This is a genomic window from Stenotrophomonas sp. YJH_SMC_53, from assembly GCF_059369995.1.
In genome coordinates, this window is the sequence record NZ_JCAFTF010000001.1 from 16,029 (window position 1) to 38,670 (window position 22,642).

The window sequence follows — 22,642 nt, forward strand, 5'->3', positions numbered from 1 at the left end:
TGCCGGCGGGTGGGGGGCCAATAACAACAACGTATTCAGTCGTTGCTGCAAAGCATCAGAATACGCCTCTGGCTGACTGCCGGTACAACGGCGCGGACGGTTCCACGCGCAGGCCGGTGGTCGGCCGATGCTCCACGGCCAGCCGCACGCCCCGGTATGGACCGGGCGGCTGCCAGCGCGGCGGCAACGCGCTACCCTTGCCGCCCCCGATCTGGTCCCGCCCATGTCCGTCGACAACAACCAACGCGATCTCGAAGCCGGCATCCACACCGACCTGCAGGGACGCCTGACCTACGGCGGCTACCTGCGGTTGGACCAGCTGCTCAGCGCGCAGCAGCCGCTGTCCAGCCCGCCGCACCATGACGAGATGCTCTTCATCATCCAGCACCAGACCTCGGAGCTGTGGCTGAAGCTGCTGGGCCATGAGCTGCGTGCCGCAATCGGCTTCCTGCAGCGCGATGAAGTCTGGCAGTGCCGCAAGGTGCTGGCGCGCAGCAAGCAGGTGCTGCGCCAGCTGACCGAGCAATGGTCGGTGCTGGAAACGCTGACCCCGTCCGAGTACATGGGCTTCCGCGACGTGCTGGGCCCGTCGTCGGGCTTCCAGTCGCTGCAGTACCGCTACATCGAGTTCCTGCTGGGCAACAAGAACGCGCAGATGCTGCAGGTGTTCGAGCATGACCCGGCCGGGCAGGCGCAGCTGCGCACCGTGCTGGAGGCGCCCAGCCTGTACGAGGAATTCCTGAAGTACCTGGCCCGCTTCGGCCATGCCGTGCCGGCGGTCTACGAGGCCCACGACTGGACCCAGCCACACGTGGCCGACGACGCATTGCAGCCGGTCTTCGAGCGCATCTACCAGGACACCGACCGCTACTGGCGCGAGTATGCGCTGTGCGAGGACCTGGTGGACCTGGAGACGGCTTTCCAGCTGTGGCGATTCCGACACATGCGCACCGTGATGCGGGTGATCGGCTTCAAGCGTGGCACCGGCGGTTCGTCCGGCGTGGGCTTCCTGGCCAAGGCGCTGGAACTGACCTTCTTCCCCGAGCTGTTCCAGGTGCGCACCAGCCTGCAGGCCGCGCCCCCGGCAGCGCTGGGCTGATCCCCATTCAGCTTGGTTCCCGGCCCGCGGCTGGATCGTTTCAGATGCAAGTTCAGGGAGCAGGCTGCCACCTGCCTCAAACGGCGTGTATTTGACGTGAACGCCAGAAGTCGGTGATCCTCGCGCGTTGCTCCAACTGCACAGCGGACGTGCTCGTCATCCACCGAACCAGGAAATCCGCATGAGCGTAAACGCCACTGCGAACACCCCAGAGCCGGCACTGCCGGACTTCAAGACCACGCTGGGCCACCCGCGCCCGTTGTGGATGCTGTTCATGACCGAGTTCTGGGAACGCTTTGCGTTCTACGGCATCCGCTGGGCGTTGGTGCTCTACATCGTTGCCCAGTTCTACAACGGCAGCGCTGCCGGTGAAGGCGACGCCAGCCGCATCTATGGCGCCTACCTGGCCCTGGTGTACGCCGCGGCCATCTTCGGCGGCTACGTGGCCGACCGGGTACTGGGCTACCAGCGCTCGATCCTGACCGGCGCGATCATCATGGCCGCCGGCCTGTTCATGATCTCGCTTCCGCAGGAGCACATCTTCAAGCTCGGCCTGGCCACGATCATCGTCGGCAACGGCCTGTTCAAGCCCAACATCTCGACCATGGTCGGCAAGCTGTACGGCCTGAAGGACGAGCGCCGCGATTCGGGCTTCACCATCTTCTACATGGGCATCAACATCGGCGCGATGATCGCCCCGGTGCTGACCGAGTACCTGGCCCGCAAGGTGTTCGGTACCGATGCGATGCCGTCCTACAAGGTCGTGTTCATCGCCTCGGGCGTGGGCATGCTGATCTCGCTGGTGTGGTTCTACATCGGTCGTGCCGGCCTGAAGGGCATCGGCGCACCGCCGGCCGGCGCGGAAGGTTTCGGCCGCATCATCATGGTGCTGGCCGGTGCGGTGGTCGCCATCCCGGTCGCGTACTTCCTGCTGGCCACCGGCGCCACCGCGCTGGCCTGGATCCTGGGCGCGATGTTCACCGCGCTGGCCGTACTGCTGCTGGTCGAGGGCATCCGCGAAGGCAAGGTGCAGCGCGACCGCGTGATCGCCATGCTGATCATCTTCGCCTTCAACGTGATGTTCTGGATGTTCTTCGAGCAGGCCGGCAGCTCGTTCACCTTCCTGGCCGAGAACATCGTCAACCGCCAGTTCGGCAGCTGGACCTTCCCGACCGCGTGGTTCCAGTCGGTCAACTCGGTGGCGATCATCACCCTGGCCCCGGTCATCGCCTGGATCTGGGTGGCGATGGGTCGCGCCAATCCGTCCATCCCGCGCAAGTTCGGCCTGGGCCTGCTGTTCAACGGCGCCGCCTTCGCGCTGCTGATGTTCGCCCTGTCGCAGATGGTGGTGGACGGCAAGATCCCGTTCTGGACCCTGTTCATGGTCTACGTCATCCAGTCGGTGGGCGAGCTGTGCCTGTCGCCTATCGGCCTGTCGATGGTGACCAAGCTGGCCCCGGTGCGCTTGGTCGGCTTCGGCATGGGCGGCTGGTTCCTGTCCACCGGCATCGGCAACAACCTGTCGGGCATCTTCGCTGGTGTGGTCAGTGGTGAAGGCGGCATGACGGTCGAGTCGGCCCTGAAGGGGTATACCTTCGGGTTCTGGGCCCTGATCGGCTCCGGCGTGGTGCTGTTCCTGATCGCCCCGCTGATCAACAAGCTGATGCACGGCGTCAAGTAATGAAGCGAGGGTAGAAAGCATGCGCAGCAAGCTCGGTGGTGCAATGGTGGTGGTCTGTGCGGCGCTGATCGGCGCCTGTTCCCAACCGCAACCGCCTGCCACCGCCGAGCCCACGCAGCCCCTGGATACCCGGCCCACCGAGCCACCGGTCGCTGACCCCAGCGAACCGGTGGCCTCGGGCAACACCCCGGTGGCGGCGGACATTGCCGCCATCGCCGGGCTCGGCGCGCAGTTCGACCCGGCCCGCGACCCCGCCGATGACCTGGCCACCGCCAAGGTGGAAGCCCAGCGCGGCAAGAAGCGCATCCTGCTCGAGATCGGCAACGCCGCCTGCGAGCGCTGCCGGGCGCTGGACGAAATGGTCGAGGGCAACGGCGACCTGCGCCGCTTCCGCGACGCCCACTACGTGTGGGTGAAGGTCAACGCGAGCGACGAACAGCCCAACACCGCCTTCTTCGCCCAGTTCCCGGTGATGGAGCGCGACTACCCGCACCTGCTGGTACTGGACGCCGATGGCAGCCTGCTGGTCTCGCAGGCCACCGGCGAACTGCGCAGGGGCGAAGCCTTCCAGCCTGCGCGGGTGAGCGCGTTCCTCAAGCAGTGGGCACCTGATAAACCGGAGTAGGGTAGTGCCGGCCGCTGGCCGGCAGCTGTGGTGGGGGCCGACCGTGGCCGCCTACCCCGGTGGGTGCCGACCGTTGGTCGGCACTGACGTCGGGTCGCATCCACGCATGGCGTGGATCTACTGTGGTTGCGGTCACATTCCCGAAATCGGCATCTCAATATCGCAACGCGCTCGCCGTTACCGGCAAGGACTTCAGTCGACGCCCCGTCGACGCAACCTACCGGAACGCCCATGCACAGCGACCACGCCGAACGATTGCCCGAACCTGCCAGCCACCTGGCCGAGGGTGGGGCAGGCGAAGGCGTGACCTTGCCGGCGCAGGAAACCTTGTTGGACGACGCCGGCACCGGCGAGGACACCGTCGAACTGGCCCCGCCCCGTCACCGCCTGCCGCAGATCGCGTTGCCCGACAACGTGGTGTTGAAGGGCGCGGTACAGAAGCTGGTCGAGCAGAAGGCGCGGCTTGATGCGCTGGCGGCCGAGGGCCAGCTGGCCGGGCTGCTGCCGCCGGAATGGCAGGGCCATGGCGCGCGCGCGATCGAGCTGTCCACCTTCATCCAGGGCGTGCTGCCGTTCCTGCAGACCGGGGAGCGTGGCGAAACTGCGCCTGCCCGCCTGCCGGTGCGGCACGTGCTGGGGGATGACAGCCGATGGGGCCTGGAGGATGTCGCCGAGCCGAAGTCGTTGGCGTGGTACCTGGCCAGTGATGAGCGCGCCACTGCGGGCAGCAAGGACGTGGCGGAGGCGTACCTGGTGGGTGCGCTGGGCCTGGCGTGGATGCAGGAAGGGCGCAGCCGCCCGGGCTTCCTGCGTGCGATGGGCCAGGACAGTCTGGCGGCGCGGGTGACCATGCTGGGTTATCCGCCCGCCAACGAACTGGCGCTGTACAACGTCACCGCGCATGGACAGCCGCAGATCTGGTGCGTGCATGGCCGCCGCCGCATGCGCCCGCTGGTGGCGCCGTGGCTGAGCGTGCCGCTGCTGACCGCTTACGGCGTGCCGGCCCCGGTGGCGTGGCCGTCCAGCTTCCCACCGGTGGAGGCGGTGGCCGAACTGCTGGCGACCGTCCGCCCGGGGCGCGCGCTGCCGGAAGTGGATCTGGGCAAGGTAGTGGCGAAGATCGCCGAGGATGCCGCGTCCGACACCTGGCAACCGGTCAGCCTGCTGCAGCTCAATACATGGTCACCGCGCTGGCATTTCTTCCTGGGCACCTTCGTCGGCCTGCCGTCGCTGCTGCTGGTGGCTGCGGCGCTGGCGCTGCCCGGGGCCGTCGAAGCCGCCACGGTTGCCGCCTCGCTGGGCTTCGCCGGCGGCGCCATCGCAGCACTGGCCGTGCCGTGGATCCACGCACGGCGCAAGCACCTGAGCTGAGGCGCGGGCGCCATCCACGCACGGCGCGGATCTACAGGGGGCTGGGTGCCGCAGTCTGCAGCTGTTGCCGGGCCCGCTCCATGGCGGTCTGCAATCTTTGCTCGAGGACCTCACGAGAGGGCAGGGTGGTCAGGTATTCCGCAACATGGATGCCTGAGCGGTCCAGCTCCAGCAATTCGATCTGGCCGGCCTTCTTCCCTGTGCAGAGGATGATGCCCAACGGCGCCTGCTCGCCGTCCTCACGTTCGTAGCGGTCCAGCCATCGAAGGTAGAGTTCCATCTGCCCTTTGTAGGCGGGCTTGAACTCGCCGATCTTCAGCTCGATGGCGATCAGCCTGCGCAGACGCCGGTTGTAGAACAGCAGGTCCAGGTGGAAGTCATCACCATCGATCTGGATGCGCTTCTGGCGGGCGACGAAACTGAAACCCGTGCCAAGTTCGAGCAGGAAGCCCTGCATCTCGCGAAGGATCGCGCTTTCAAGGTCCTGCTCATCCCAGCTGTCCTTCAGGCCAAGAAAATCCAGTACGTAGGGATCACGCAGTACCAGCCCCGGAGACAGCTGCTGGTTGCCGCGCAGTGCTGCCAACTCTTCGGCGATGGTCTGCTCGGGTTGACTGGAAAGCGCCGTGCGCTCGTACAGCATCGAATCGATGCGTTGGCGCAATGTGCGCATGCTCCAGCCCTCGGTGGCGGCCATCTGCGCATAGAAGTCGCGCTTGAGCGGATCCGCCAGTGGGATCAGCGCGATGAAGTGAGTCCAGCTCAATTGTCGTATCAGCGATACGACAATCTGCTCATCTGCAAATGCGGTGGAGAACTGCACCATCCTGCGCAAGCTCTTCTCACCGAAGGAGGTACCGAACTCGGCGGACAGCGCCTTGGCTATCCGTGGGAAGAGGACCTCTCCGTAGCGCGCACGTTGCCCAGCCATCTGGTCAACATGGATGCGACGCCCGATTCGCCAGTACAGCAGGGTCAGTTCGGCGTTGATGGTTCTGTGCATCCTGCTGCGCGCGGCACAGATCAGCGCTCTGAGATCGGCCAGCAATTCCTGGCCATGCGGCAGCGTTGAACGCGAGTCATCCATGAGGGAGCCCGTCCGATGTGGATCCATGGCCGGGCTGGTACCCGTTGAACGCTTACCGTCAGGCCGTACACACGGACAGTCCAATAGGAGAACTCACTGGATCAGCCTGTTTCGATACACCAGCCTCGCGGAAACGGGCCGTATCGGGCCAATGCGGAAATGCCGCCGGGCGAGGGCGACACTTCAGGACGGGTTCCGCGGGAAGTGAATGTGTCCGATGGCCTTGTTTGTGGCCGGCCCACAGCCCGCCAAAGAGCGGGTCCCGTCAGATCAAAGGTGGCGGACGACAATCGCCCAGCCGCTGTTCCGCTACCGGCCAGGGTCGGCACCCGCGACTTGGGGCCCAAAACGACTTAATCCCCTCCGTCCCCTTTTTCTTTCAGACCCCTTCGCCCATCCGCTCCAGGCCTTCGCCGGCCAGGCGCAGGATCAGCTTTTCCAGCACCTGCTCTTCCTCCTCGCTCAGCACCGACATCAGCTTGCGGGTGATCTCGATCACCATCGGCGCGATGGTCTCGTACACCTCGAAACCGGCGGCCGACAGCGCCAGTACCGAGCGGCGGCGGTCGTCGCCATGCGTCTCGCGCTTGATGAAGCCGCGCTCCAGCAGGCGGGCCACGGCGCGGCTGACCGCCACCTTGTCCATCGCCGTGCGGTCGGAGACCTCGCTGGCCGAGGAGCCCGGGTACAGCGCCAGGATGGTGATCACCCGCCACTCGGGGATCGCCAGACCGTAACGATCGCCGTACAGCTTGGCGATGTTGCCGCTGACCCGGTTGGACAGCACGCTCAGCCGGTACGGCAGGAACTGTTCCAGGTCGAGCAGGACGTGCGAGGCACGCAGGCGGGTCGAGGCGGGATCGGGGCTCATGTTGCGGTGCACCTTGCTGGTGGTTTCAAGTGTAACTATAAGGGGTAGGTCCAGACCCTGCATTCTCGCCGGGTCCCTACCTGCCCGCACCTGGTTTGTACCGATGCGGTACCGATTCGGAGCCACGCCATGAATACCGCAGTCCCGACCGCCTCGCACCCCAACCCCGGCATGCAGGTCACCACCTTCGAGAACCCGATGGGCATCGACGGTTTCGAGTTCGTCGAATTCGCCGCCCCGGCCGGCCGCGGCCAGGAGCTGCACGAGTACTTCCGGAAGATGGGCTTCAGCGCGGTGCTCAAGCACAAGCAGCGTCCGATTACCGTCTATCGCCAGGGCGACGTCAACTTCCTGGTCAACGAAGACCCCGATTCGTTCGCCGCCGACTTCGCCGAAAAGCACGGTCCGTGCGCCTGCGGCTTCGCCATCCGCTTCAAGAAGCCGGGCCAGGAGGTCTACCAGGCCGCGCTGGGCAACGGCGCCGAAGCCATCGCCTTCAAGCCGGACAGCAAGGCGGTCAGCGCGCCGGTCATCAAGGGCATCGGCGACTGCATGCTGTACCTGGTCGACCGCTACGGCGCGGCCGGCAGCGTCTACGACGGCGACTACGAGCCGATCGCCGGTGCCGACCTGCACCCGGTGGGCTTCGGCCTGACCTTCATCGACCACCTGACCCACAACCTGTACTTCGGCAACATGCAGCAGTGGTCGGACTACTACGAGCGCCTGTTCAACTTCCGCGAGATCCGCTACTTCGACATCAAGGGCCTGAAGACCGGCCTGGTGTCCAAGGCGATGACCGCGCCGGACGGCATCGTGCGCATCCCGCTGAACGAATCGTCCGACCCGAAGAGCCAGATCAACGAGTACCTGGACGCGTACAAGGGCGAGGGCATCCAGCATATCGCCTGCTTCACCGAGAACATCTATGAGACCGTTGAAGCGATGCGCGCGCAGGGCGTGGACTTCCTCGACACGCCGGAGACCTACTTCGACGTGATCGACCAGCGCGTGCCGAACCACGGTGAAGACGTACCGCGCCTGGCCAAGAACAAGATCCTGATCGATGCCGATCCGGAAACCCACCAGCGCAAGCTGCTGCAGATCTTCACCCAGAACTGCATCGGCCCGATCTTCTTCGAGATCATCCAGCGCAAGGGCAACGAGGGCTTCGGCGAAGGCAACTTCACCGCGCTGTTCGAGAGCATCGAGCGCGACCAGATCCGCCGCGGCGTGCTGTAAGGTCTGCAGGCCATGTCGGCTTACGGTCGACATTGCCTGTCCGAATGGTAGTGCCGGCCGCTGGCCGGCCATCTCTGGAGTTCCCATGTCCCCCGCCATCACCGCCCGCGGCTACCAGTCCGGCTTTGGCAACGAGTTCGCCACCGAGGCCGTCGCCGGCGCGCTGCCGGTCGGGCAGAACTCGCCGCAGAAGGTGGCCCACGGCCTGTACGCCGAACAGTTGACCGGCACCGCCTTCACCGCGCCGCGCGGCAGCAATCGCCGCAGCTGGCTGTACCGGATCCGTCCGGCGGTGACCCATGGCGAGTTCACCCTGTTCGCGCAGTCGCAGCTGCAATGTGATTTCGGCGCACAGCCGGCCTCGCCGAACCAGTTGCGCTGGAGTCCGCTGCCGCTGCCGGAGCTGCCGACCGACTTCGTCGAAGGCCTGTACACGATGGGTGGCAACGGTTCGCCCGACGCGCATGCTGGCGTGGGCATCCACCTCTACGCTGCCAACCGCGACATGGTCGGCCGCTACTTCTACGATGCCGACGGTGAGCTGCTGATCGTGCCGCAGCTGGGCGCGCTGCGCCTGCTGACCGAGCTGGGCGTGATCGAGATCGAGCCGCAGCAGATCGCGGTGATCCCGCGCGGCGTGCGCTTCCGCGTCGAGCTGCCGGACGGCCCCAGTCGCGGCTACATCTGCGAGAACTACGGTGCGCTGCTGAAGTTACCCGACCTAGGCCCGATCGGTTCCAACGGACTGGCCAATCCGCGCGACTTCGAGACCCCGCACGCAGCGTTCGAGGACATCGACGGTGACTTCGAGCTGATCGCCAAGTTCGAGGGCCGCCTGTGGCGTGCGCCGATCGACCATTCGCCGCTGGACGTGGTGGCCTGGCACGGCAATTACGCGCCGTACCGCTACGACCTGCGCCGCTTCAACACCCTCGGTTCGATCAGCTACGACCACCCGGATCCGTCGATCTTCCTGGTGCTGCATTCGCCCAGCGACACGCCGGGGACCAGCAACATGGACTTCGCGATCTTCCCGCCGCGCTGGCTGGTGGCGCAGGACACCTTCCGCCCGCCGTGGTTCCACCGCAACATCGCCAGCGAGTTCATGGGCCTGGTGCATGGCGCCTACGATGCCAAGGCCGAAGGCTTCGTGCCGGGTGGCGCATCGCTGCACAACTGCATGAGCGGCCACGGCCCGGACGCGCCGACCTTCGACAAGGCGTCCAATGCCGATCTGTCCAAGGCGGACGTGATCAAGGACACGATGGCCTTCATGTTCGAGACCCGCGCGGTGATCCGCCCGACCGCACAGGCGCTGGCCGCCGGCCACCGCCAGGGCGACTACCAGCAGTGCTGGAACGGCCTGCGCAACAACTTCCGCTGACCCGAAAAAGGGGACGGAGGGGATTAAGCCGCAATCAGCACACGTGTGCTTGAAACGACTTAATCCCCTCCGTCCCCTTTTTCTTCAGGCCACCTCGGCGAACGCGTCGCAGTGCTCCAACGGCAGCGCTTCCAGCAGGCGTTGGCGTACACGCTGGCAATAGCCTTCCGAAGTCAGCCCGGGCAGCATCCGCATCGCCGAGTGCAGCACCTGCAGTACTTCACTTTCGGCGCGTGCCTGCTGCAGGTCGCGGAACAGCGCCGCCGCCTGCGGGTGGCGCTGCATTTCCAGGATGCCCAGCACATAGATGCGCGCGGACACCAGCGAGCGGCGGCGTTCGACCGCTGTGGCAGCAGCTGCGGCAGGTCTCGCGGGCTGCGGCTCTACCGTGGCTGCCGGCGGCGGTGGCGGGGCTGCGGCACCGGTGCCGGTGCTCAGGTAGCCGGCCTGCACCAGCTGGATGACCATCGCGGGCGCATCCTGGCCGAGCAGACCGGTCAGGTCGGTGATGCTGCGTTGGCCGTCGCACAGGATCAGCAACCGGCGCTGGCGCATGTCCAGCGGCGCGCGATGGGCCTGCAGCGCGGTTCGGGCGAGTTCGGTCTTGCGCGGTAGCATGGAAGGGACAGCCAGGTCGGTGCATGCCGAGCCTGAACGAGGGCGATGAAACCGCGATGACAATGCAGCGCCTGCACGCGCGCTGCGCTAGCGTGCAGCTACCTTCGTGCCAGGGAACCGCACCGATGAAGCACCTCCCGATTGCTGGTCTGTTGCTCCTTTCGCTCGCCGCATGCAGTGGCGGCCCCGACAAGCAGGGCGCCGCCGGCAGCGGCAGCGATACCCCGGCGGAAACCGCCTCGGCGACCGGTCCGGCCCAGTCGACGGATCCTGATCTGGCGGCCCGCCCGGCGAACGACCTCCGCAAGGACAGTCCGGCCCGCCTGGACGGCTTCGCGGGTGCGAAGCTGGGCACCGGCATCGCCGAAGTCCGCAGTGGTTTTGGCACGCCACTGCAGGGGCTGGGCACCGATGCCGCCGGCAAGCCGCTGTCCACCGACGACGGCAACGACGGCTGCTACTTCCTTCGCCCGCAGGATGCCGAGGACCCGCGGCTGATGATCGAAGGCCGCAAGCTGGTGCGCTACGACGTGCGCAGCGCCGCCATCACCGCACCGGGCGGCGGCAAGGTCGGCATGACCCTGGGCGAGCTGCAGGTGCTGTATCCCGAGCGCGCAGACGTCGGTCCCGACAAGTACGACGAGAAGGCCCAGCACCTGCGCGTGCGGCCGGCGCAGGAGGGCGGGGCAGTGATCGACTTCGCGCTCGGTGCCGATGGCCGGGTGGGGGCCTGGCGGGTCGGGCAGACCCCGCAGGTCGACTATGCGGAAGGCTGTGGCTGATCCTTGATCCATCGCCCAGCCATGCGCTCGGGCCAAGCGTAGAATCGCGCCACCACTGCTGGGGAGTGCTCGATGATCGCCATTGCCATTGCCTGGTTCCTGCTCGGCCTGCTGCTGCTGGCACTGGGCGGGGACTCCATCGTCAAGGCCGTCTCTGGCCTGGCCCAGCGCTTCGGGGCCAGCCCGTTCACTGCCGGGCTGCTGCTGCTCGGCGTGACCACCTCGTTGCCGGAACTGGCGGTCAACGCACGCGCGCTGGCGGTGGGCCAACCAGAGCTGGCGCTGGGCAATGCGGTCGGCAGCAGCATCGTCAATCTGGGCCTGACCTTGGCCGTGGCCGCCATCGCCGCGCCCCTGCTGCTGCGCGCGCGCCTGCAGGCGGTGCTGTGGTGGTCGCTGCTGGCGGCCGCCGTGCTGCTGATCCTGTTCGGCCTGGATGGTCGCCTGGTGCGCTGGGAAGGCGGCGTGCTGGTGGCGGGCTTCATCGTCGTGCAGGTGCTGCTGCTGCGCCGCGGCCGCGTCGAGAGCGCCGAGGTGCAGGCCGCCATCGCCGAATCCGCGCTGAGCCGCACCAGCCTGCCGTTGAACGTGCTGCGCGTGTTGATCGCCGCACTGACCCTGTACTGGGGCGCGCGCCTGGTGGTGGGGGCTGCCGCCGACTTCGGTGCCGCACTGGGCTGGACGCCGTTGCTGGTCGGCCTGTTGCCGGTGGCGATCGGCACCGCACTGCCCGAGGTGGCCACCGCCATTGCCGCCTCGCGTCGCGGGCATGGCGACATGGTGCTCGGCCACGTGCTGGGTTCCAGCGTGGTCAACCTGCTGCTGGTGATCGGCGCGATGGCGGTGTTGCAGCCGTTGGCCTTGCCGGCCTCGTTCGTGCGCCTGGAACTGCCGGCGCTGTTGGCGTTCGCGCTGGTGCTGTACCCGATGCTGCGCGGCGACCTGAAGATCAGTCGTGGCGAAGGCGGGATCCTGCTGGTCGCGTTCGTAGGCTGGTTCGTGCTGGAGCTGCTGCTGGTGGGCGCACCGGCGTTGTAGATCCACGCCATGCGTGGATGCGGTTGATTTCGTGCCGACCAACGGTCGGCACCCACCACCGATCACCCGGTGGGTGCCAACCTTGGTTGGCACTCGCGCAAACAATGCGCCGACCAAGGTCGGCCGCTACCGGATTTACCGGTTCTGCGTGGTTTCTTCTTCCCGCACCGGTTCCGGCGGCGGCAGCTGCTCCTCGGCGGCCGGCTCGTTGCCCGGCAGGCTGGGGCGGGTTTCCATCAGCAGCGACAACGCCGCCTTGGCCATCATGTGCGCGCTGATCGGTGCGGTGATGAACAGGAACACGGTGATCAGCAGCTCGCGTGGCTGCGGGTCCTGGCCGAGGAAGATGTGGTAGCACACCGAGCACACCAGCACGCAGCCCACGCCCAGCGTGCTGGCCTTGGTCGGTGCGTGCAGGCGCTTGAAGAAGGTGGACAGCTTCACCAGGCCCAGTGCGCCGACCAGGATGAAGAAGCAGCCGAACAGCAGCAGGATCGACAGGACGATCTGGATCGCGGTGATCATTCGACGATGTCCCGGCGCAGCACGAACTTGCTCAGCACCACGGTGCTGCCGAAGCCGAGCATGGCGATGATCAGCGCCGCCTCGAAGTAGATCGGCGAGTTGAGGTACATGCCGAACAGCATCAGCTCAGCGATCGCGGTCACCGACAGCGTGTCCAGCGCGAGGATGCGGTCGGGCACGGTCGGCCCGCGCAACAGCCGCCAGGTGGCCAGCAGCATCGCCAGGCCGACCACGTGCATGCACACCACCAGGGTGGTCTGGATGACTTCAAAACCGGTCATGGGAAGATCTCCATCAACGGCGCCTCGTAACGGCGCTTGATCGTATCGATCAGGTCCTGCGGGTCCTCCAGGTGCAGCACGTGCACCAGCAGGTACTTGCGGTCGTCGCTGAGCGCGGCCGAGACCGTGCCCGGGGTCAGCGTGATCATGCTGGTCAGCGCAGCGATGCCATGGATGTTGGCAATGTCCAGCGGCAGCCAGATGAAACCGGGGTGGATGTTCTTCTCCGGCCCCAGTACCTGCAGGGCGACACGGATGTTGGACATCAGGATGTCCCACAGGGTCACGCACAGCAGTTTCGGCAACGGGCGCAGGGTGCCGATGCGGGCGAACTCGCGGTCCAGGCGTGCGGCGAACAGCGGCACCACCACGCCCAGCAGCAGGCCCAGCACGATCTGGCCAAGGGTGAAGCTGTCGGACATCAGCAGCCAGAACGCCACCACCATGATGCTCAGCATCGGCGACGGAATCAGGCGACGGAACAGGGAGCGCTGGGCGGTCATGGCTGGCGGATCTCCGGTGCAGTCGCACGCAGCTGCTGCACGTACTCGCTGGGGTGCAGCAGCTGCGCGGCGGTGGCGTCGGTGTAGCGCATCAGCGGTGCTGCGGCCAGGGTCATGCCGATGCCGTAGGCCAGCAGGATGCAGGCCGCGTACAGCTCGACCCGGCGCAGCCGCGCCTTGCGCGGTACCGGCGCTTCCGGATCGACCGGGGGCACGCGCCAGAACAGGCGGATGCCCCCCCGGGTCAGGCCCATGATCACCAGCAGGCTGCTGACCAGAACGGCGGTCCAGACCGGGCCGGTGTACTGCGCCGGCATGCCGGCCAGCAGCGCAGCCTTGGCCAGGAAACCGGACAGCGGCGGCAGGCCGGCCACCGACACCGCGCCGATCAGGAACAACACGGCGGGCGTCTCCTTGCCTGGCATCGGCGCGACCACTTCCTTGCGGTCGCTGGCGCCACCGCGACGGCGACGGATCAGATCGGCAACCAGGAACAGCGCGGCAGCGACGAAGCTGCTGTGTGGCAGGTAGTACAGGCCAGCCGAGAGCACCTGTGGCGTGCCCACCGAGAAGGCGATGAACAGCGTGGCCGCCGACACGATCACCAGGTAGGAGATCAGTACGCGCAGGCGGGTCGCGGCCAGCGCGCCGAGGCCGCCCAGCACCAGCGTCGCGACGCCGGCCCACAGCAGCCAGTCGCGGCCATAGCCGGCCATCGCGCCGGCATCGTCGCCGAACCACAGCATCTGGATGCGCAGCACCGAGTACAGGCCGACCTTGGTCATGATCGCGAACAGCGCCGCCACCGCCGCCGGTGCGCGCGAATAGGCTTCCGGCAGCCACAGGTACAGCGGCATCAGCGCGGCCTTGGCGCAGAACACCAGCAGCAACAGGCCCATGGTCGCCTTCACCAGGGTCAGCTGTGCCGGCGGTACCTCGGCGATGCGCTGCGACAGCTCGGCCATGTTCAATGAGCCCAGCGAGGCATACAGCAGGCCCAGCGCGACCAGGAACAGGGTCGAGGCGGTGACGTTGAACACCACGTAATGCAGGCCGATGCGCATGCGCAGGCCGCGGCCACCACTGAGCAGCAGGCCGTAGGAGGCGATCAGCATCACTTCGAAGAACACGAACAGGTTGAAGATGTCGCCAGTCAGGAACGCACCGTTGAGACCGACCAGCTGGAACTGGAACAGCGCATGGAAGTGCGGCGCGCGGCGGTCCCAGCCCGAGCAGGCGTGCAGCAGGCAGGGAATGGCCAGCAGCAGGGTGGTCAGCAGCATCCACGCCGACAGCCGGTCGGCCACCAGTGCGATGCCCAGCCGCGACGGCCAGTCGCCGAGCAGGTAGACGTTGATCTCGCCACTGGCCGTGCTGGCGAACAGCAATCCGACCGCCAGCGCCAGCGCCGACAGCGAGGTCCAGGCCACCGCGCGCTGCACCCTGGGGCCATAGCGGCGGTGTTCGACGAACAGCGACAGTGCCGCACCCAGCAGCGGAATCAGGATCGGCAGGATCACCAGGTGGTTCATGCGCGGTCCTCGCCCTGGCGCGGCGGCACGCGCTCGTCCTGCAGGTCGTCATCCGGCTCGTGGGCATCCACGTGGTCGCTGTGGTTGTCGCTGCGGCTGCGCATGGCCAGCACAATGCTCACCGCGGTCATCGCAAAGGCGATCACGATCGCGGTCAGCACCAGCGCCTGTGGCAGCGGGTCGGTGTAGTTGCCCAGGTGGCTGTCCACGCCTTCCTGCAGCACCGGCGCCTTGCCCAGCACCACGCGGCCGCCGGCGAAGATCAGCAGGTTGGTGGCGTAGGACAGGAAGGTCATGCCGAGGATCACATCGAAGCTGCGCGCACGCAGCAGCAGGTAGATGCCGATGGCGGTCAGCACGCCGATCGCGGTAGCCAGGGCCAGTTCCATCAGTGCATCTCCCCGGTGCGTGCCGAGCGGCGTTGCAGGTCGATCTCACCCTTGCGGGCGGTGCGGGTTCGCGACGGCTTGATCGTGCCCATCATCGACAGCATCAGCATGGCGCCGCCGAACACCACCAGATAGACGCCGATGTCGAAGCCGATTGCGCTGGCCAGCGGTACGTCGCCGATCAGCGGCAGGTGCAGGTCGAGATGGCCGCTGGTCAGGAACGGCACGCCGAACAGCATCGAGGCGCTGCCGCTGAGCAGGGCGATCAGCAGGCCCATGCCGATGCAGCGGATGTAGTCGAAGCCAAAGCGCGACTCCACCGATGCAGTGCCCTGGATCACGTACTGGATCAGCAGTGGCACTGCCAACACCAGGCCGGCGATGAAGCCGCCACCCGGTGCATTGTGCCCGCGCAGGAACAGGAAAATCGACACGGTCAGGGTCAGCGGGAACATGATCTGCGCCAGGTCGGCCGGCACCGGCAGCTTGATCGGCGGGCCGGGCATGATCTGCTCCGGTGCCATCCGCGTACGCCGCAGCAGCGCATGCACCACCAGCGCGGCGATGCCGAACACGGTGATCTCGCCGAAGGTATCGAAGCCGCGGAAGTCGACCAGGATCACGTTGACCACGTTCTGGCCGTAGGCCTCGGGCAACGCGCGGGCGAGCAGCTCGCCGGCCATGGTGTTCGGCGGCAGGGTCATCGCCGAATAGGCCAGCGCGCCAAGCCCGGCACCGGCGATGATCGCGATCACCGCGTCGCGGCGCTTGCGCCAGCGCGGCCGCTCAGGCCCGGACTGCGCGGGCAGGTAATTCATGCCCAGCAGCATCAGCACCAGCGTCACCATCTCCACCAGCAGCTGGGTGAGGGCCAGGTCGGGCGCGGACAGGAACACGAAGGTCAGCGCCACCATCAGGCCGACGCCGCCGACCAGCAGCACCGCCAGCAGGCGCTGCTTGTAGATGCGCAGGGTGGCGACCGCGCAGGCCATCATCACCAGCCACAGGGCCCAACCCAGCAGCGGAATCGGCTGCGGCGCGGTCCAGTTCGGCGAGGCTGGGTTGGCCACGAACGGCGCAGCGGCAACCACGATCGCCACCAGCACCAGGCCCAGCAGCATGCGCTGCAGGCTGCCATTGGCGATGCCATTGGTCAGGCGCATCGCCAGCGCGGACACGGCGTCCAGCTGGGCGTGGAACACATTGCGGCCCGTGCTGACATTGGCCACGGCATGCAGGTTGATCAGCCTGCGCAGGCCGAAGTACAGCGCCACGCCACCGACCACGCCGATCGCGCTCATCGCCAGCGGCAGGTTGAAGCCGTGCCACACCGCCAGGCTGTATTCGGGCATGGCGGTGCCGAGGATCGAGGCCGCAGCGGCGTGCAGCACCGGCGCGACGGTCAGTGCGGGTGCCACGCCCACCGCCACACAGATCACCACCAGCAGCTCCACCGGCACCTTCATCCAGCGCGGCGGCTCGTGGGGCACGCGGTCCAGGTCGTGCGGGCCAGCGCCGAAGAAGGTGTCGTGCACGAAGCGCAGGCTGTACGCCACGCCGAACACGCCTGCCAGCAACGCAGCGATCGACACCGCCGTGCGCATGATGCCCGGGCCGCCGGCCGTAATCGCTTCGGCGAACAGCATTTCCTTGGACAGGAAGCCGTTGAGCAGCGGGATCCCGGCCATCGCCAGCGAGGCGATGATCGCCAGCGCGCTGGTGAACGGCATCAGCCTGCGCAGCCCCCCCAGCTTGCGCATGTCGCGGGTGCCGGTTTCGTGATCGATGATGCCGGCGGCCATGAACAGCGAGGCCTTGAAGGTGGCGTGGTTGAGGATGTGGAACACGCCGGCGACCACCGCCATCGGCGTGGACAGGCCGAACAGCAGGGTGATCAGGCCCAGGTGGGAAATGGTCGAGTACGCCAGCAGGCCTTTCAGGTCGTGCTGGAAGATCGCGTTCCAGGCACCGATCAGCAGGGTCAGCGCGCCGATGCCGCTGACCGTATAGAAGAACAGGTCGCTGCCGGCCAGCGCCGGATGCAGCCGCGCCAGCAGGAACACGCCGGCCTTCACCATGGTGGCCGAGTGCAGGTAGGCCGAGACCGGGGTCGGCGCTGCCATCGCGTGCGGCAGCCAGAAGTGGAACGGGAACTGCGCGCTCTTGGTGAAGATGCCGGCCAGCACCAGGAACAGGGCGTACGGGTACAGCGTGCTGGCGCGGATCTGCTCGCCGGCGGCCAGCACCACATCCAGGTCGAAGCTGCCGACGATGCGGCCGATCAGCAGCACGCCACCGAGCAGGGCCAGGCCGCCGCCGCCGGTGATCACCAACGCCATGCGCGCGCCTTCGCGTGCGTCCTGGCGGTGCGACCAGAAGCCGATCAGCAGGAACGAGCTGATGCTGGTCATTTCCCAGAAGATCATCAGCAACAGCAGGTTGCCCGACAGCACCATCCCCAGCATGGCGCCCATGAACAGCAGCAGGTAGCAGTAGAAGCGGTGCGCGTTGTCCTGCTGGCTCAGGTAGTAGCGCGCATACAGCACCACCAGGGCGCCGATGCCGAGCACCAGCCCGGCGAACATCCAGGCCAGCCCGTCCAGGCGCAGGGTGAAGTCCAGCCCGATCTGTGGAAGCCAGGGGACCAGGGTGCGGACCACCTGGCCATCGAGTACTGCCGGGGTCAGCCAGCCGAGGATGGCCAGCCCGCCCAACGGCGCCAGTGCCGCCAGCCAGGCAGCAGTCGAGCGCGAACTACGGGGGAAGGCCGCAACAGCCGCTGCCATCAGGAACGGCAGGGCCAGCAGCAGGGGCAGGCTGGGGAGCATGCAGGGAATCCATGATTCACGAGCAGGTCAGGGAGAATAACAGGCTGCGAAATGTCGCCGAAACCCATCGAACAGCGATCAATTGCATGTAACGTTCGCTGATTCATTTTTTCTGCGGCGCAACATCACGTTCCTGCAGTCCCTCCCGGGTTGCTCTCGGGGACCCCCTACGCCCACGCAGGGAGACCGCAGGCCCTGTCGCACAGGGGCTGCCGTCAACGGACGGGAAGCGGGGAGCGAGTCACCGGCGCAGGCTGGCAGGGCCGCCGTGGAGCGTGGGTGATGGAATTCGCCCGTTCAGGAAACGACGGCCGCTGTCGGCCGCCCGCGATCAGTAGCGCCAGTCGAGCTTGCGATAGAACTTGGCCATCACCCAGGCCGGGCCGATCAGCAGGTAGGTCAGGTCGGTCAGGAAGCTGGGCTTGCGACCCTCGAACGTGTGGCCGATGAACTGCGCGATCCAGGCCACCACGAACACGCCCACCGCCAGCCAGCGCAGCGCATGCAGGCCGATCTCGGCCTCCAGCAGGCGGCACAGGCAGCCGAATACGAAGAACTGGACGAGCATGCCGATGCCCAGGGGGCGCGACAGCTTGTTGTAGAAGCACCAGGCGCTGAACATCGCGAACGCCGACCAGATGCCGTACTGGAACCAGGTGATCAGCGGCGGCAGGCACCACAGCAGGGCCACCACCGACCACAGGATCGCCGGCACCGCCACCACGTGGATGCGCTGGTTGATCACGTTGCGGTGGTCGTCGGAGTAGCTGGCGAAATAGCGGTCGATCGGCCGCGCAAGCTCGGTGGATGTCTGCATGCGGCCAGCATACTCCCGCCGGGCCCGTCAGTAGAGCCAGGCCATGCCTGGCTGCAGGTGTTCGTCGACGTTGCCGGCCAGCGGCCGGCACTACCGAACGCGCCCCCAGCCTTTCCGGCTGGGGGCGCAGGCGGGTCAGTCGACGCTGATCCCGGCCAGGCGCTGCAGCGCCTCGGCGTACTTGGCGCGGGTGCGCTCGATGATGTCGGCCGGGATGTTCGGACCCGGGGCGGTCTTGCCCCAGTCCAGCGTCTCCAGGTAATCGCGCACGAACTGCTTGTCGTAGCTCGGCGGGCTGGTGCCCACTTCGTACTCGTCGGCCGGCCAGTAACGCGAGGAATCCGGCGTCAGCATCTCGTCCATGATGTACAGCCGACCATCGGCGTCGGTACCGAACTCGAACTTGGTGTCGGCCAGGATGATGCCGCGCTCGCGGGCGTAATCGGCGGCGAACTTGTAGATGCGCAGGGTGGCGTCGCGCACCCGCTCGGCCAGTTCCGCACCGACCTGCTTCACCATCGCGTCGAAATCGATGTTCTCGTCATGGTCGCCGACCGCGGCCTTGGTCGAGGGCGTGAAGATCGGCTCGGGCAGCTGTTCGGCCTGGCGCAGGCCATCGGGCAGGTCGATGCCGCTGACCTTGCCGGTGCGCTGGTAATCCTTCCAGCCGCTGCCGATCAGGTAGCCGCGGGCGATCGCTTCCACCGGCACCGGCTTCAGCTTGCGGGTGACCACCGCGCGCTTGGCGTACAGGGCCGGATCCACGCCTTCGGGCAGCACGCTGGCCACGTCGATGCCGGTCAGGTGGTTGGGCATCAGGTGCGCAGTCTTGGCGAACCAGAAGTTGGAGACCTGGCAGAGCATCTCGCCCTTGCCCGGGATCGGGTCGGGCAGGACCACGTCGAACGCCGACAGGCGATCGGTGGCCACCATCAGCAGGTAGTCGCCCGGCGGGGTCCCTGCGGGCAGCCGCTCGCGCGGGATATCGAACACATCACGCACCTTGCCGCGGTGGCGCAAGGGCAGGCCGGGGAGATCGGATTGCAACAGCGTGGTTGGCACGGGCACTCCTGGGGCGTTGTCGATACGGCTGCCCAACGGACCCGGCGGGCCCGCTGACCAGCGGGCGGCCTAGTGTAAAGCCCTCCGGGCCCGCTGTGACGTAAAATGAGCGTCCATTTCGTCGGTCGACCCCGGAGCGCCATGCGCTGGTACGGAAAACTGCTCGGATTCATCGCCGGCGCCCTGCTGTTCCGGCCCAATCCGCTGTTCGGCGCGGTGGTCGGCCTGCTGATCGGCCATGCCTTTGATTCGGACTGGTTCCGCCTGAACAAGGAGAACCCGTACCGGGAGCTGGGGCTGACTTCCGAAGCCACCGATGCCGAGATCGAACGCGCCTACCGCAAGCTGATCTCGCAGTACCACCCCGACAAGCTTGGCGGCGCCGCCCCCGAGCTGCAGCAGCAGGCCGAGCAGAAGTCGCGGCGGATCAATGCCGCCTACGACCGCATCAAGTCCCTGCGCAAGCGCTGACCCACTTTCCCCTCGTTGCAAGGCCCGGCCATGTCCCACTGCCTCATCGCCCCCTCCATCCTGTCCGCCAACTTCGCCCGCCTCGGCGAGGAAGTCGACAACGTCCTCGCTGCCGGTGCGGACTGGGTCCACTTCGACGTGATGGACAACCACTACGTGCCGAACCTGACCATCGGCCCGATGGTCTGCCAGGCCCTGCGCAAGCACGGCATCACCGCGCCGATCGACGTGCACCTGATGGTCGAGCCGGTGGACCGCATCATCCCGGACTTCGCCGAGGCCGGTGCCACCTACATCAGCTTCCACCCGGAGGCGAGCCGGCACGTGCACCGCACCATCCAGCTGATCCGCTCGCTGGGCTGCAAGCCGGGCATCGTGCTCAATCCGGCCACCCCGGTGGACATCCTCGACTGGGTGCTGGATGACCTGGACCTGGTGCTGCTGATGTCGGTCAACCCGGGCTTCGGCGGCCAGGCCTTCATCCCCTCGGCGCTGGACAAGCTGCGCGTGGTGCGCAAGATGATCGATGCCAGCGGCAAGGACATCCGCCTGGAGATCGACGGTGGCGTGAAGGCCGACAACATCGGTGAGATCGCTGCCGCCGGCGCCGATACCTTCGTCGCCGGCTCGGCCATCTTCAACGCCAGGACCAGCTACCAGGACGTGATCGCGCAGATGCGCGCGAACGTCGCTGCGGCACGGGGCTGAGCCATGAGTACGGTGGCCGTGTTGAACATCCGCCCGGCCACCGTGGCCGATGCTGGCCTGATCCTGCATTTCATCCGCGAGCTGGCCATCTACGAGAAGGCCGAGCATTCGGTGCAGACCGATGAGATCGGCATCGCCGAAAGCCTGTTCGGACCCGATGCCACTGCACGTGCACTGATCTGCGAAGCCGGTGGTGAAGCGATCGGCTATGCGGTGTATTTCTACAACTACTCCACCTGGCTGGGCCGCAAGGGCATCTACCTGGAAGACCTCTATGTCAGCCAGGAAAAGCGTGGCGCGGGCGCCGGCAAGGCGCTGCTGAAGTACATCGCACGCCAGGCCGTGGCCGAAGGCTGCGGCCGTTTCGAATGGTCGGTGCTGGACTGGAACACTCCGGCCATCGAGTTCTACACCGCCGCCGGCGCCAAACCGCAGGATGAGTGGACCGTGTACCGGCTGCAGGGGCAGGCGCTGCACGATTTCGCCAACGGGTGAGGCGTGTGGTGGGTGCGAACCGCAACCCGGTGGGTGCGAACCTTGGTTCGCACTCCCTGGGTACCCGCCCCCAAAAAAAAGCCACGCCAATCACTGGCGTGGCCTCGCTGCATGCGTGGGAGGCTGATCCTGCCTCCATCCGTCGTCCCTGCTATGGCCTTCCATTCTCCAGCAGCTGAATGACACGTGCGTGACATTCACTGCGGGCAAACAGTGCATTGCTAGCCTGTGCCGCCCTGACCTGGAAGTACCGCATGACCACCCCGCGCTGGCGCCTGATCCTCAACGGCAAATCGGCTGGCAACAATGAACTGCGCGACGCCGTGGGCCATTGGCGCGGGCAGGGCGTGCAGCTGGAGGTGCGGGTGACCTGGGAAGACGGTGACGCTGAACGCTACGTTGCCGAGGCCATCCATCATGGCGTGGACGTGATCGTGGCGGCCGGTGGCGATGGCACGCTCAGCGCGGTGGCCGAGACGTTGGCCCATCGTGAGGAACCGGCAGAAGCGCTGCCTTCGCTGGCGTTGATTCCGATGGGGACCGCCAACGACTTCGCCACGTCGGCAGGCATTCCCACCGAGCCCGGCGATGCCCTCGCGCTGATCGGCCAGGTGCCGGCACGGCCCATCGACCTGTTGCGTGTGGATGCCGATGGCACGCCCTGGTGGTGCGCCAACCTCGCCAGTGGTGGCTTCGGCACGCAGGTGACGGTGGAGACCGATGCCGGCTTGAAGAAGATGCTCGGTGGGCTGGCCTACGTGATCACCGGCATCGCCAAGCTGGGCCGCATCGAGCCGATCGCCGCGCGCCTGTCCGGCCCGGACTTCGCCTGGGAAGGTGACTTCATCGCGCTCGGCATCGGCAATGGCCGGCAGGCCGGCGGTGGCCAGCAGCTGTGCCCGCAGGCACTGATCGATGATGGACTGCTGGATGTGACCGTGCTTCCGGAACTGGAAGGGGAGGTCGCCGCCACCCTCGGCCAGATGCTGAAGTCCGGTACCCAGGCCGCACTGGAACAGCTGGCCACACGGGCGCGGCTGTCGTGGCTGCAGATCGATGCGCCCAAGGCGCTGACCCTGAATCTGGACGGCGAACCGGTGCAGGCCCGTCACTTTCGCGTCGAGTGCGTGCCGGGCAGGGTGCGGATGCATCTGCCGACCGGATGCCCGTTGCTGGAGGGGCAGGGGTAGAGTCATCAGTCCCCGTGGCCACCGCGGGCGTCCGGTGGTTCAG

23 protein-coding genes are annotated in these 22,642 nt (G+C 66.8%); 12 read left to right on the top strand and 11 right to left on the bottom strand.

Annotation, left to right across the window (positions count from 1 at the left end; genetic code table 11):
* The first annotated feature begins 223 nt into the window (after window positions 1-223).
* The 4 genes from AC5P7X_RS00075 (at window position 224) to AC5P7X_RS00090 (ending at window position 4,776) form a co-directional block, all read left to right on the top strand.
* Entirely contained in the window at window positions 224-1,099 is an 876-nt protein-coding gene (locus AC5P7X_RS00075) for a tryptophan 2,3-dioxygenase (RefSeq protein ID WP_005419892.1), read from the top strand.
* A gap of 181 nt (window positions 1,100-1,280) precedes the next feature.
* Window positions 1,281-2,780: a peptide MFS transporter gene (locus AC5P7X_RS00080; RefSeq protein ID WP_005419890.1), complete on the top strand. Its 1,500-nt coding sequence runs from the start codon at window positions 1,281-1,283 to the stop codon at window positions 2,778-2,780.
* 19 nt (window positions 2,781-2,799) lie between these two features.
* Window positions 2,800-3,405, top strand: coding sequence for a thioredoxin family protein (locus AC5P7X_RS00085; RefSeq protein ID WP_053497714.1), 606 nt, complete (start codon window positions 2,800-2,802; stop codon window positions 3,403-3,405).
* Between the two features lie 231 nt (window positions 3,406-3,636).
* Window positions 3,637-4,776 (top strand): hypothetical protein, encoded by a 1,140-nt coding sequence (locus AC5P7X_RS00090; protein ID WP_053497713.1) that lies wholly within the window; start codon window positions 3,637-3,639, stop codon window positions 4,774-4,776.
* 31 nt (window positions 4,777-4,807) lie between these two features.
* Here AC5P7X_RS00090 and AC5P7X_RS00095 read toward each other — a convergent pair whose 3' ends face one another.
* Together AC5P7X_RS00095 and AC5P7X_RS00100 are read right to left on the bottom strand one after the other, a co-directional pair.
* Window positions 4,808-5,863, bottom strand: coding sequence for a PDDEXK nuclease domain-containing protein (locus AC5P7X_RS00095; protein ID WP_235642978.1), 1,056 nt, complete (start codon window positions 5,861-5,863; stop codon window positions 4,808-4,810).
* A gap of 379 nt (window positions 5,864-6,242) precedes the next feature.
* Window positions 6,243-6,734, bottom strand: coding sequence for a MarR family winged helix-turn-helix transcriptional regulator (locus AC5P7X_RS00100; protein WP_005419884.1), 492 nt, complete (start codon window positions 6,732-6,734; stop codon window positions 6,243-6,245).
* 129 nt (window positions 6,735-6,863) lie between these two features.
* Between AC5P7X_RS00100 and hppD the strand changes: the two genes are divergently transcribed.
* Window positions 6,864-7,976 (top strand): 4-hydroxyphenylpyruvate dioxygenase, encoded by a 1,113-nt coding sequence (gene hppD / locus AC5P7X_RS00105; RefSeq protein ID WP_181453257.1) that lies wholly within the window; start codon window positions 6,864-6,866, stop codon window positions 7,974-7,976.
* Window positions 7,977-8,061: 85 nt separating this feature from the next.
* Window positions 8,062-9,360, top strand: coding sequence for a homogentisate 1,2-dioxygenase (hmgA, locus tag AC5P7X_RS00110; RefSeq protein ID WP_495214305.1), 1,299 nt, complete (start codon window positions 8,062-8,064; stop codon window positions 9,358-9,360).
* Window positions 9,361-9,444: 84 nt separating this feature from the next.
* On the opposite strand, the gene AC5P7X_RS00115 is transcribed toward hmgA, so the two are convergent.
* Entirely contained in the window at window positions 9,445-9,978 is a 534-nt protein-coding gene (locus tag AC5P7X_RS00115) for a hypothetical protein (RefSeq protein WP_138952250.1), read from the bottom strand.
* Window positions 9,979-10,103: 125 nt separating this feature from the next.
* Here AC5P7X_RS00115 and AC5P7X_RS00120 point away from each other — a divergent pair, with 125 nt between their 5' ends.
* A complete protein-coding gene (locus AC5P7X_RS00120) occupies window positions 10,104-10,760 on the top strand; it encodes a hypothetical protein (protein WP_138952252.1) in 657 nt (218 codons plus the stop codon).
* A gap of 72 nt (window positions 10,761-10,832) precedes the next feature.
* On the top strand, window positions 10,833-11,798 hold the full coding sequence (locus AC5P7X_RS00125; RefSeq protein ID WP_138952254.1) for a sodium:calcium antiporter: 966 nt from the start codon (window positions 10,833-10,835) through the stop codon (window positions 11,796-11,798).
* Window positions 11,799-11,933: 135 nt separating this feature from the next.
* Here AC5P7X_RS00125 and AC5P7X_RS00130 read toward each other — a convergent pair whose 3' ends face one another.
* The 8 genes from AC5P7X_RS00130 to AC5P7X_RS00165 form a co-directional block, all read right to left on the bottom strand.
* Entirely contained in the window at window positions 11,934-12,323 is a 390-nt protein-coding gene (locus AC5P7X_RS00130) for a Na+/H+ antiporter subunit G (protein ID WP_005419868.1), read from the bottom strand.
* Window positions 12,320-12,604, bottom strand: coding sequence for a K+/H+ antiporter subunit F (locus AC5P7X_RS00135; RefSeq protein WP_005411334.1), 285 nt, complete (start codon window positions 12,602-12,604; stop codon window positions 12,320-12,322). Before AC5P7X_RS00135 ends, AC5P7X_RS00130 begins: the two co-directional genes overlap by 4 nt.
* The gene (locus tag AC5P7X_RS00140; RefSeq protein ID WP_005419867.1) at window positions 12,601-13,107 is read right to left on the bottom strand and encodes a Na+/H+ antiporter subunit E; all 507 of its coding nucleotides are present in this window, start codon (window positions 13,105-13,107) and stop codon (window positions 12,601-12,603) included. The genes AC5P7X_RS00135 and AC5P7X_RS00140 overlap by 4 nt, the downstream gene beginning before the upstream one ends.
* Window positions 13,104-14,639 carry a monovalent cation/H+ antiporter subunit D gene (locus tag AC5P7X_RS00145; protein ID WP_495214307.1) on the bottom strand — a complete coding sequence of 512 codons (1,536 nt, stop codon included), beginning with the start codon at window positions 14,637-14,639 and terminating at the stop codon, window positions 13,104-13,106. The genes AC5P7X_RS00140 and AC5P7X_RS00145 overlap by 4 nt, the downstream gene beginning before the upstream one ends.
* A complete protein-coding gene (locus AC5P7X_RS00150; RefSeq protein WP_005419863.1) occupies window positions 14,636-15,028 on the bottom strand; it encodes a Na+/H+ antiporter subunit C in 393 nt (130 codons plus the stop codon). Before AC5P7X_RS00150 ends, AC5P7X_RS00145 begins: the two co-directional genes overlap by 4 nt.
* Window positions 15,028-17,856 carry a monovalent cation/H+ antiporter subunit A gene (locus AC5P7X_RS00155; protein WP_329841869.1) on the bottom strand — a complete coding sequence of 943 codons (2,829 nt, stop codon included), beginning with the start codon at window positions 17,854-17,856 and terminating at the stop codon, window positions 15,028-15,030. Before AC5P7X_RS00155 ends, AC5P7X_RS00150 begins: the two co-directional genes overlap by 1 nt.
* A gap of 331 nt (window positions 17,857-18,187) precedes the next feature.
* On the bottom strand, window positions 18,188-18,673 hold the full coding sequence (locus AC5P7X_RS00160; protein ID WP_053497697.1) for an Mpo1 family 2-hydroxy fatty acid dioxygenase: 486 nt from the start codon (window positions 18,671-18,673) through the stop codon (window positions 18,188-18,190).
* Window positions 18,674-18,808: 135 nt separating this feature from the next.
* Window positions 18,809-19,735: a phosphoribosylaminoimidazolesuccinocarboxamide synthase gene (locus tag AC5P7X_RS00165; protein WP_032954595.1), complete on the bottom strand. Its 927-nt coding sequence runs from the start codon at window positions 19,733-19,735 to the stop codon at window positions 18,809-18,811.
* Window positions 19,736-19,876: 141 nt separating this feature from the next.
* On the opposite strand from AC5P7X_RS00165, the gene AC5P7X_RS00170 reads away from it, so the two are divergent.
* From AC5P7X_RS00170 to yegS, 4 genes are all read left to right on the top strand, one after another.
* Window positions 19,877-20,206 carry a J domain-containing protein gene (locus tag AC5P7X_RS00170; RefSeq protein WP_005419845.1) on the top strand — a complete coding sequence of 110 codons (330 nt, stop codon included), beginning with the start codon at window positions 19,877-19,879 and terminating at the stop codon, window positions 20,204-20,206.
* Window positions 20,207-20,236: 30 nt separating this feature from the next.
* Window positions 20,237-20,914 carry a ribulose-phosphate 3-epimerase gene (rpe, locus tag AC5P7X_RS00175; protein ID WP_053497695.1) on the top strand — a complete coding sequence of 226 codons (678 nt, stop codon included), beginning with the start codon at window positions 20,237-20,239 and terminating at the stop codon, window positions 20,912-20,914.
* Window positions 20,915-20,926: 12 nt separating this feature from the next.
* The gene (locus AC5P7X_RS00180; protein WP_053497693.1) at window positions 20,927-21,409 is read left to right on the top strand and encodes a GNAT family N-acetyltransferase; all 483 of its coding nucleotides are present in this window, start codon (window positions 20,927-20,929) and stop codon (window positions 21,407-21,409) included.
* 254 nt (window positions 21,410-21,663) lie between these two features.
* Window positions 21,664-22,599, top strand: a complete 936-nt coding sequence (yegS, locus tag AC5P7X_RS00185) for a lipid kinase YegS (RefSeq protein ID WP_346607575.1) — start codon at window positions 21,664-21,666, stop codon at window positions 22,597-22,599.
* Window positions 22,600-22,642: the final 43 nt, after the last annotated feature.

Coding starts and splice junctions, on each gene's coding strand:
- hppD (WP_181453257.1), top strand. CDS start 6,864: ATGAATACCGCAGTCCCGACCGCCTCGCACCCCAACCCCGGCATGCAG.
- yegS (WP_346607575.1), top strand. CDS start 21,664: ATGACCACCCCGCGCTGGCGCCTGATCCTCAACGGCAAATCGGCTGGC.
- AC5P7X_RS00085 (WP_053497714.1), top strand. CDS start 2,800: ATGCGCAGCAAGCTCGGTGGTGCAATGGTGGTGGTCTGTGCGGCGCTG.
- AC5P7X_RS00140 (WP_005419867.1), bottom strand. CDS start 13,107: ATGACCGCCCAGCGCTCCCTGTTCCGTCGCCTGATTCCGTCGCCGATG.
- AC5P7X_RS00095 (WP_235642978.1), bottom strand. CDS start 5,863: ATGGATGACTCGCGTTCAACGCTGCCGCATGGCCAGGAATTGCTGGCC.
- rpe (WP_053497695.1), top strand. CDS start 20,237: ATGTCCCACTGCCTCATCGCCCCCTCCATCCTGTCCGCCAACTTCGCC.
- AC5P7X_RS00080 (WP_005419890.1), top strand. CDS start 1,281: ATGAGCGTAAACGCCACTGCGAACACCCCAGAGCCGGCACTGCCGGAC.
- AC5P7X_RS00100 (WP_005419884.1), bottom strand. CDS start 6,734: ATGAGCCCCGATCCCGCCTCGACCCGCCTGCGTGCCTCGCACGTCCTG.
- AC5P7X_RS00075 (WP_005419892.1), top strand. CDS start 224: ATGTCCGTCGACAACAACCAACGCGATCTCGAAGCCGGCATCCACACC.
- AC5P7X_RS00135 (WP_005411334.1), bottom strand. CDS start 12,604: ATGACCGGTTTTGAAGTCATCCAGACCACCCTGGTGGTGTGCATGCAC.
- AC5P7X_RS00115 (WP_138952250.1), bottom strand. CDS start 9,978: ATGCTACCGCGCAAGACCGAACTCGCCCGAACCGCGCTGCAGGCCCAT.
- hmgA (WP_495214305.1), top strand. CDS start 8,062: ATGTCCCCCGCCATCACCGCCCGCGGCTACCAGTCCGGCTTTGGCAAC.
- AC5P7X_RS00090 (WP_053497713.1), top strand. CDS start 3,637: ATGCACAGCGACCACGCCGAACGATTGCCCGAACCTGCCAGCCACCTG.
- AC5P7X_RS00155 (WP_329841869.1), bottom strand. CDS start 17,856: ATGCTCCCCAGCCTGCCCCTGCTGCTGGCCCTGCCGTTCCTGATGGCA.
- AC5P7X_RS00145 (WP_495214307.1), bottom strand. CDS start 14,639: ATGAACCACCTGGTGATCCTGCCGATCCTGATTCCGCTGCTGGGTGCG.
- AC5P7X_RS00120 (WP_138952252.1), top strand. CDS start 10,104: ATGAAGCACCTCCCGATTGCTGGTCTGTTGCTCCTTTCGCTCGCCGCA.
- AC5P7X_RS00160 (WP_053497697.1), bottom strand. CDS start 18,673: ATGCAGACATCCACCGAGCTTGCGCGGCCGATCGACCGCTATTTCGCC.
- AC5P7X_RS00150 (WP_005419863.1), bottom strand. CDS start 15,028: ATGGAACTGGCCCTGGCTACCGCGATCGGCGTGCTGACCGCCATCGGC.
- AC5P7X_RS00170 (WP_005419845.1), top strand. CDS start 19,877: ATGCGCTGGTACGGAAAACTGCTCGGATTCATCGCCGGCGCCCTGCTG.
- AC5P7X_RS00130 (WP_005419868.1), bottom strand. CDS start 12,323: ATGATCACCGCGATCCAGATCGTCCTGTCGATCCTGCTGCTGTTCGGC.
- AC5P7X_RS00125 (WP_138952254.1), top strand. CDS start 10,833: ATGATCGCCATTGCCATTGCCTGGTTCCTGCTCGGCCTGCTGCTGCTG.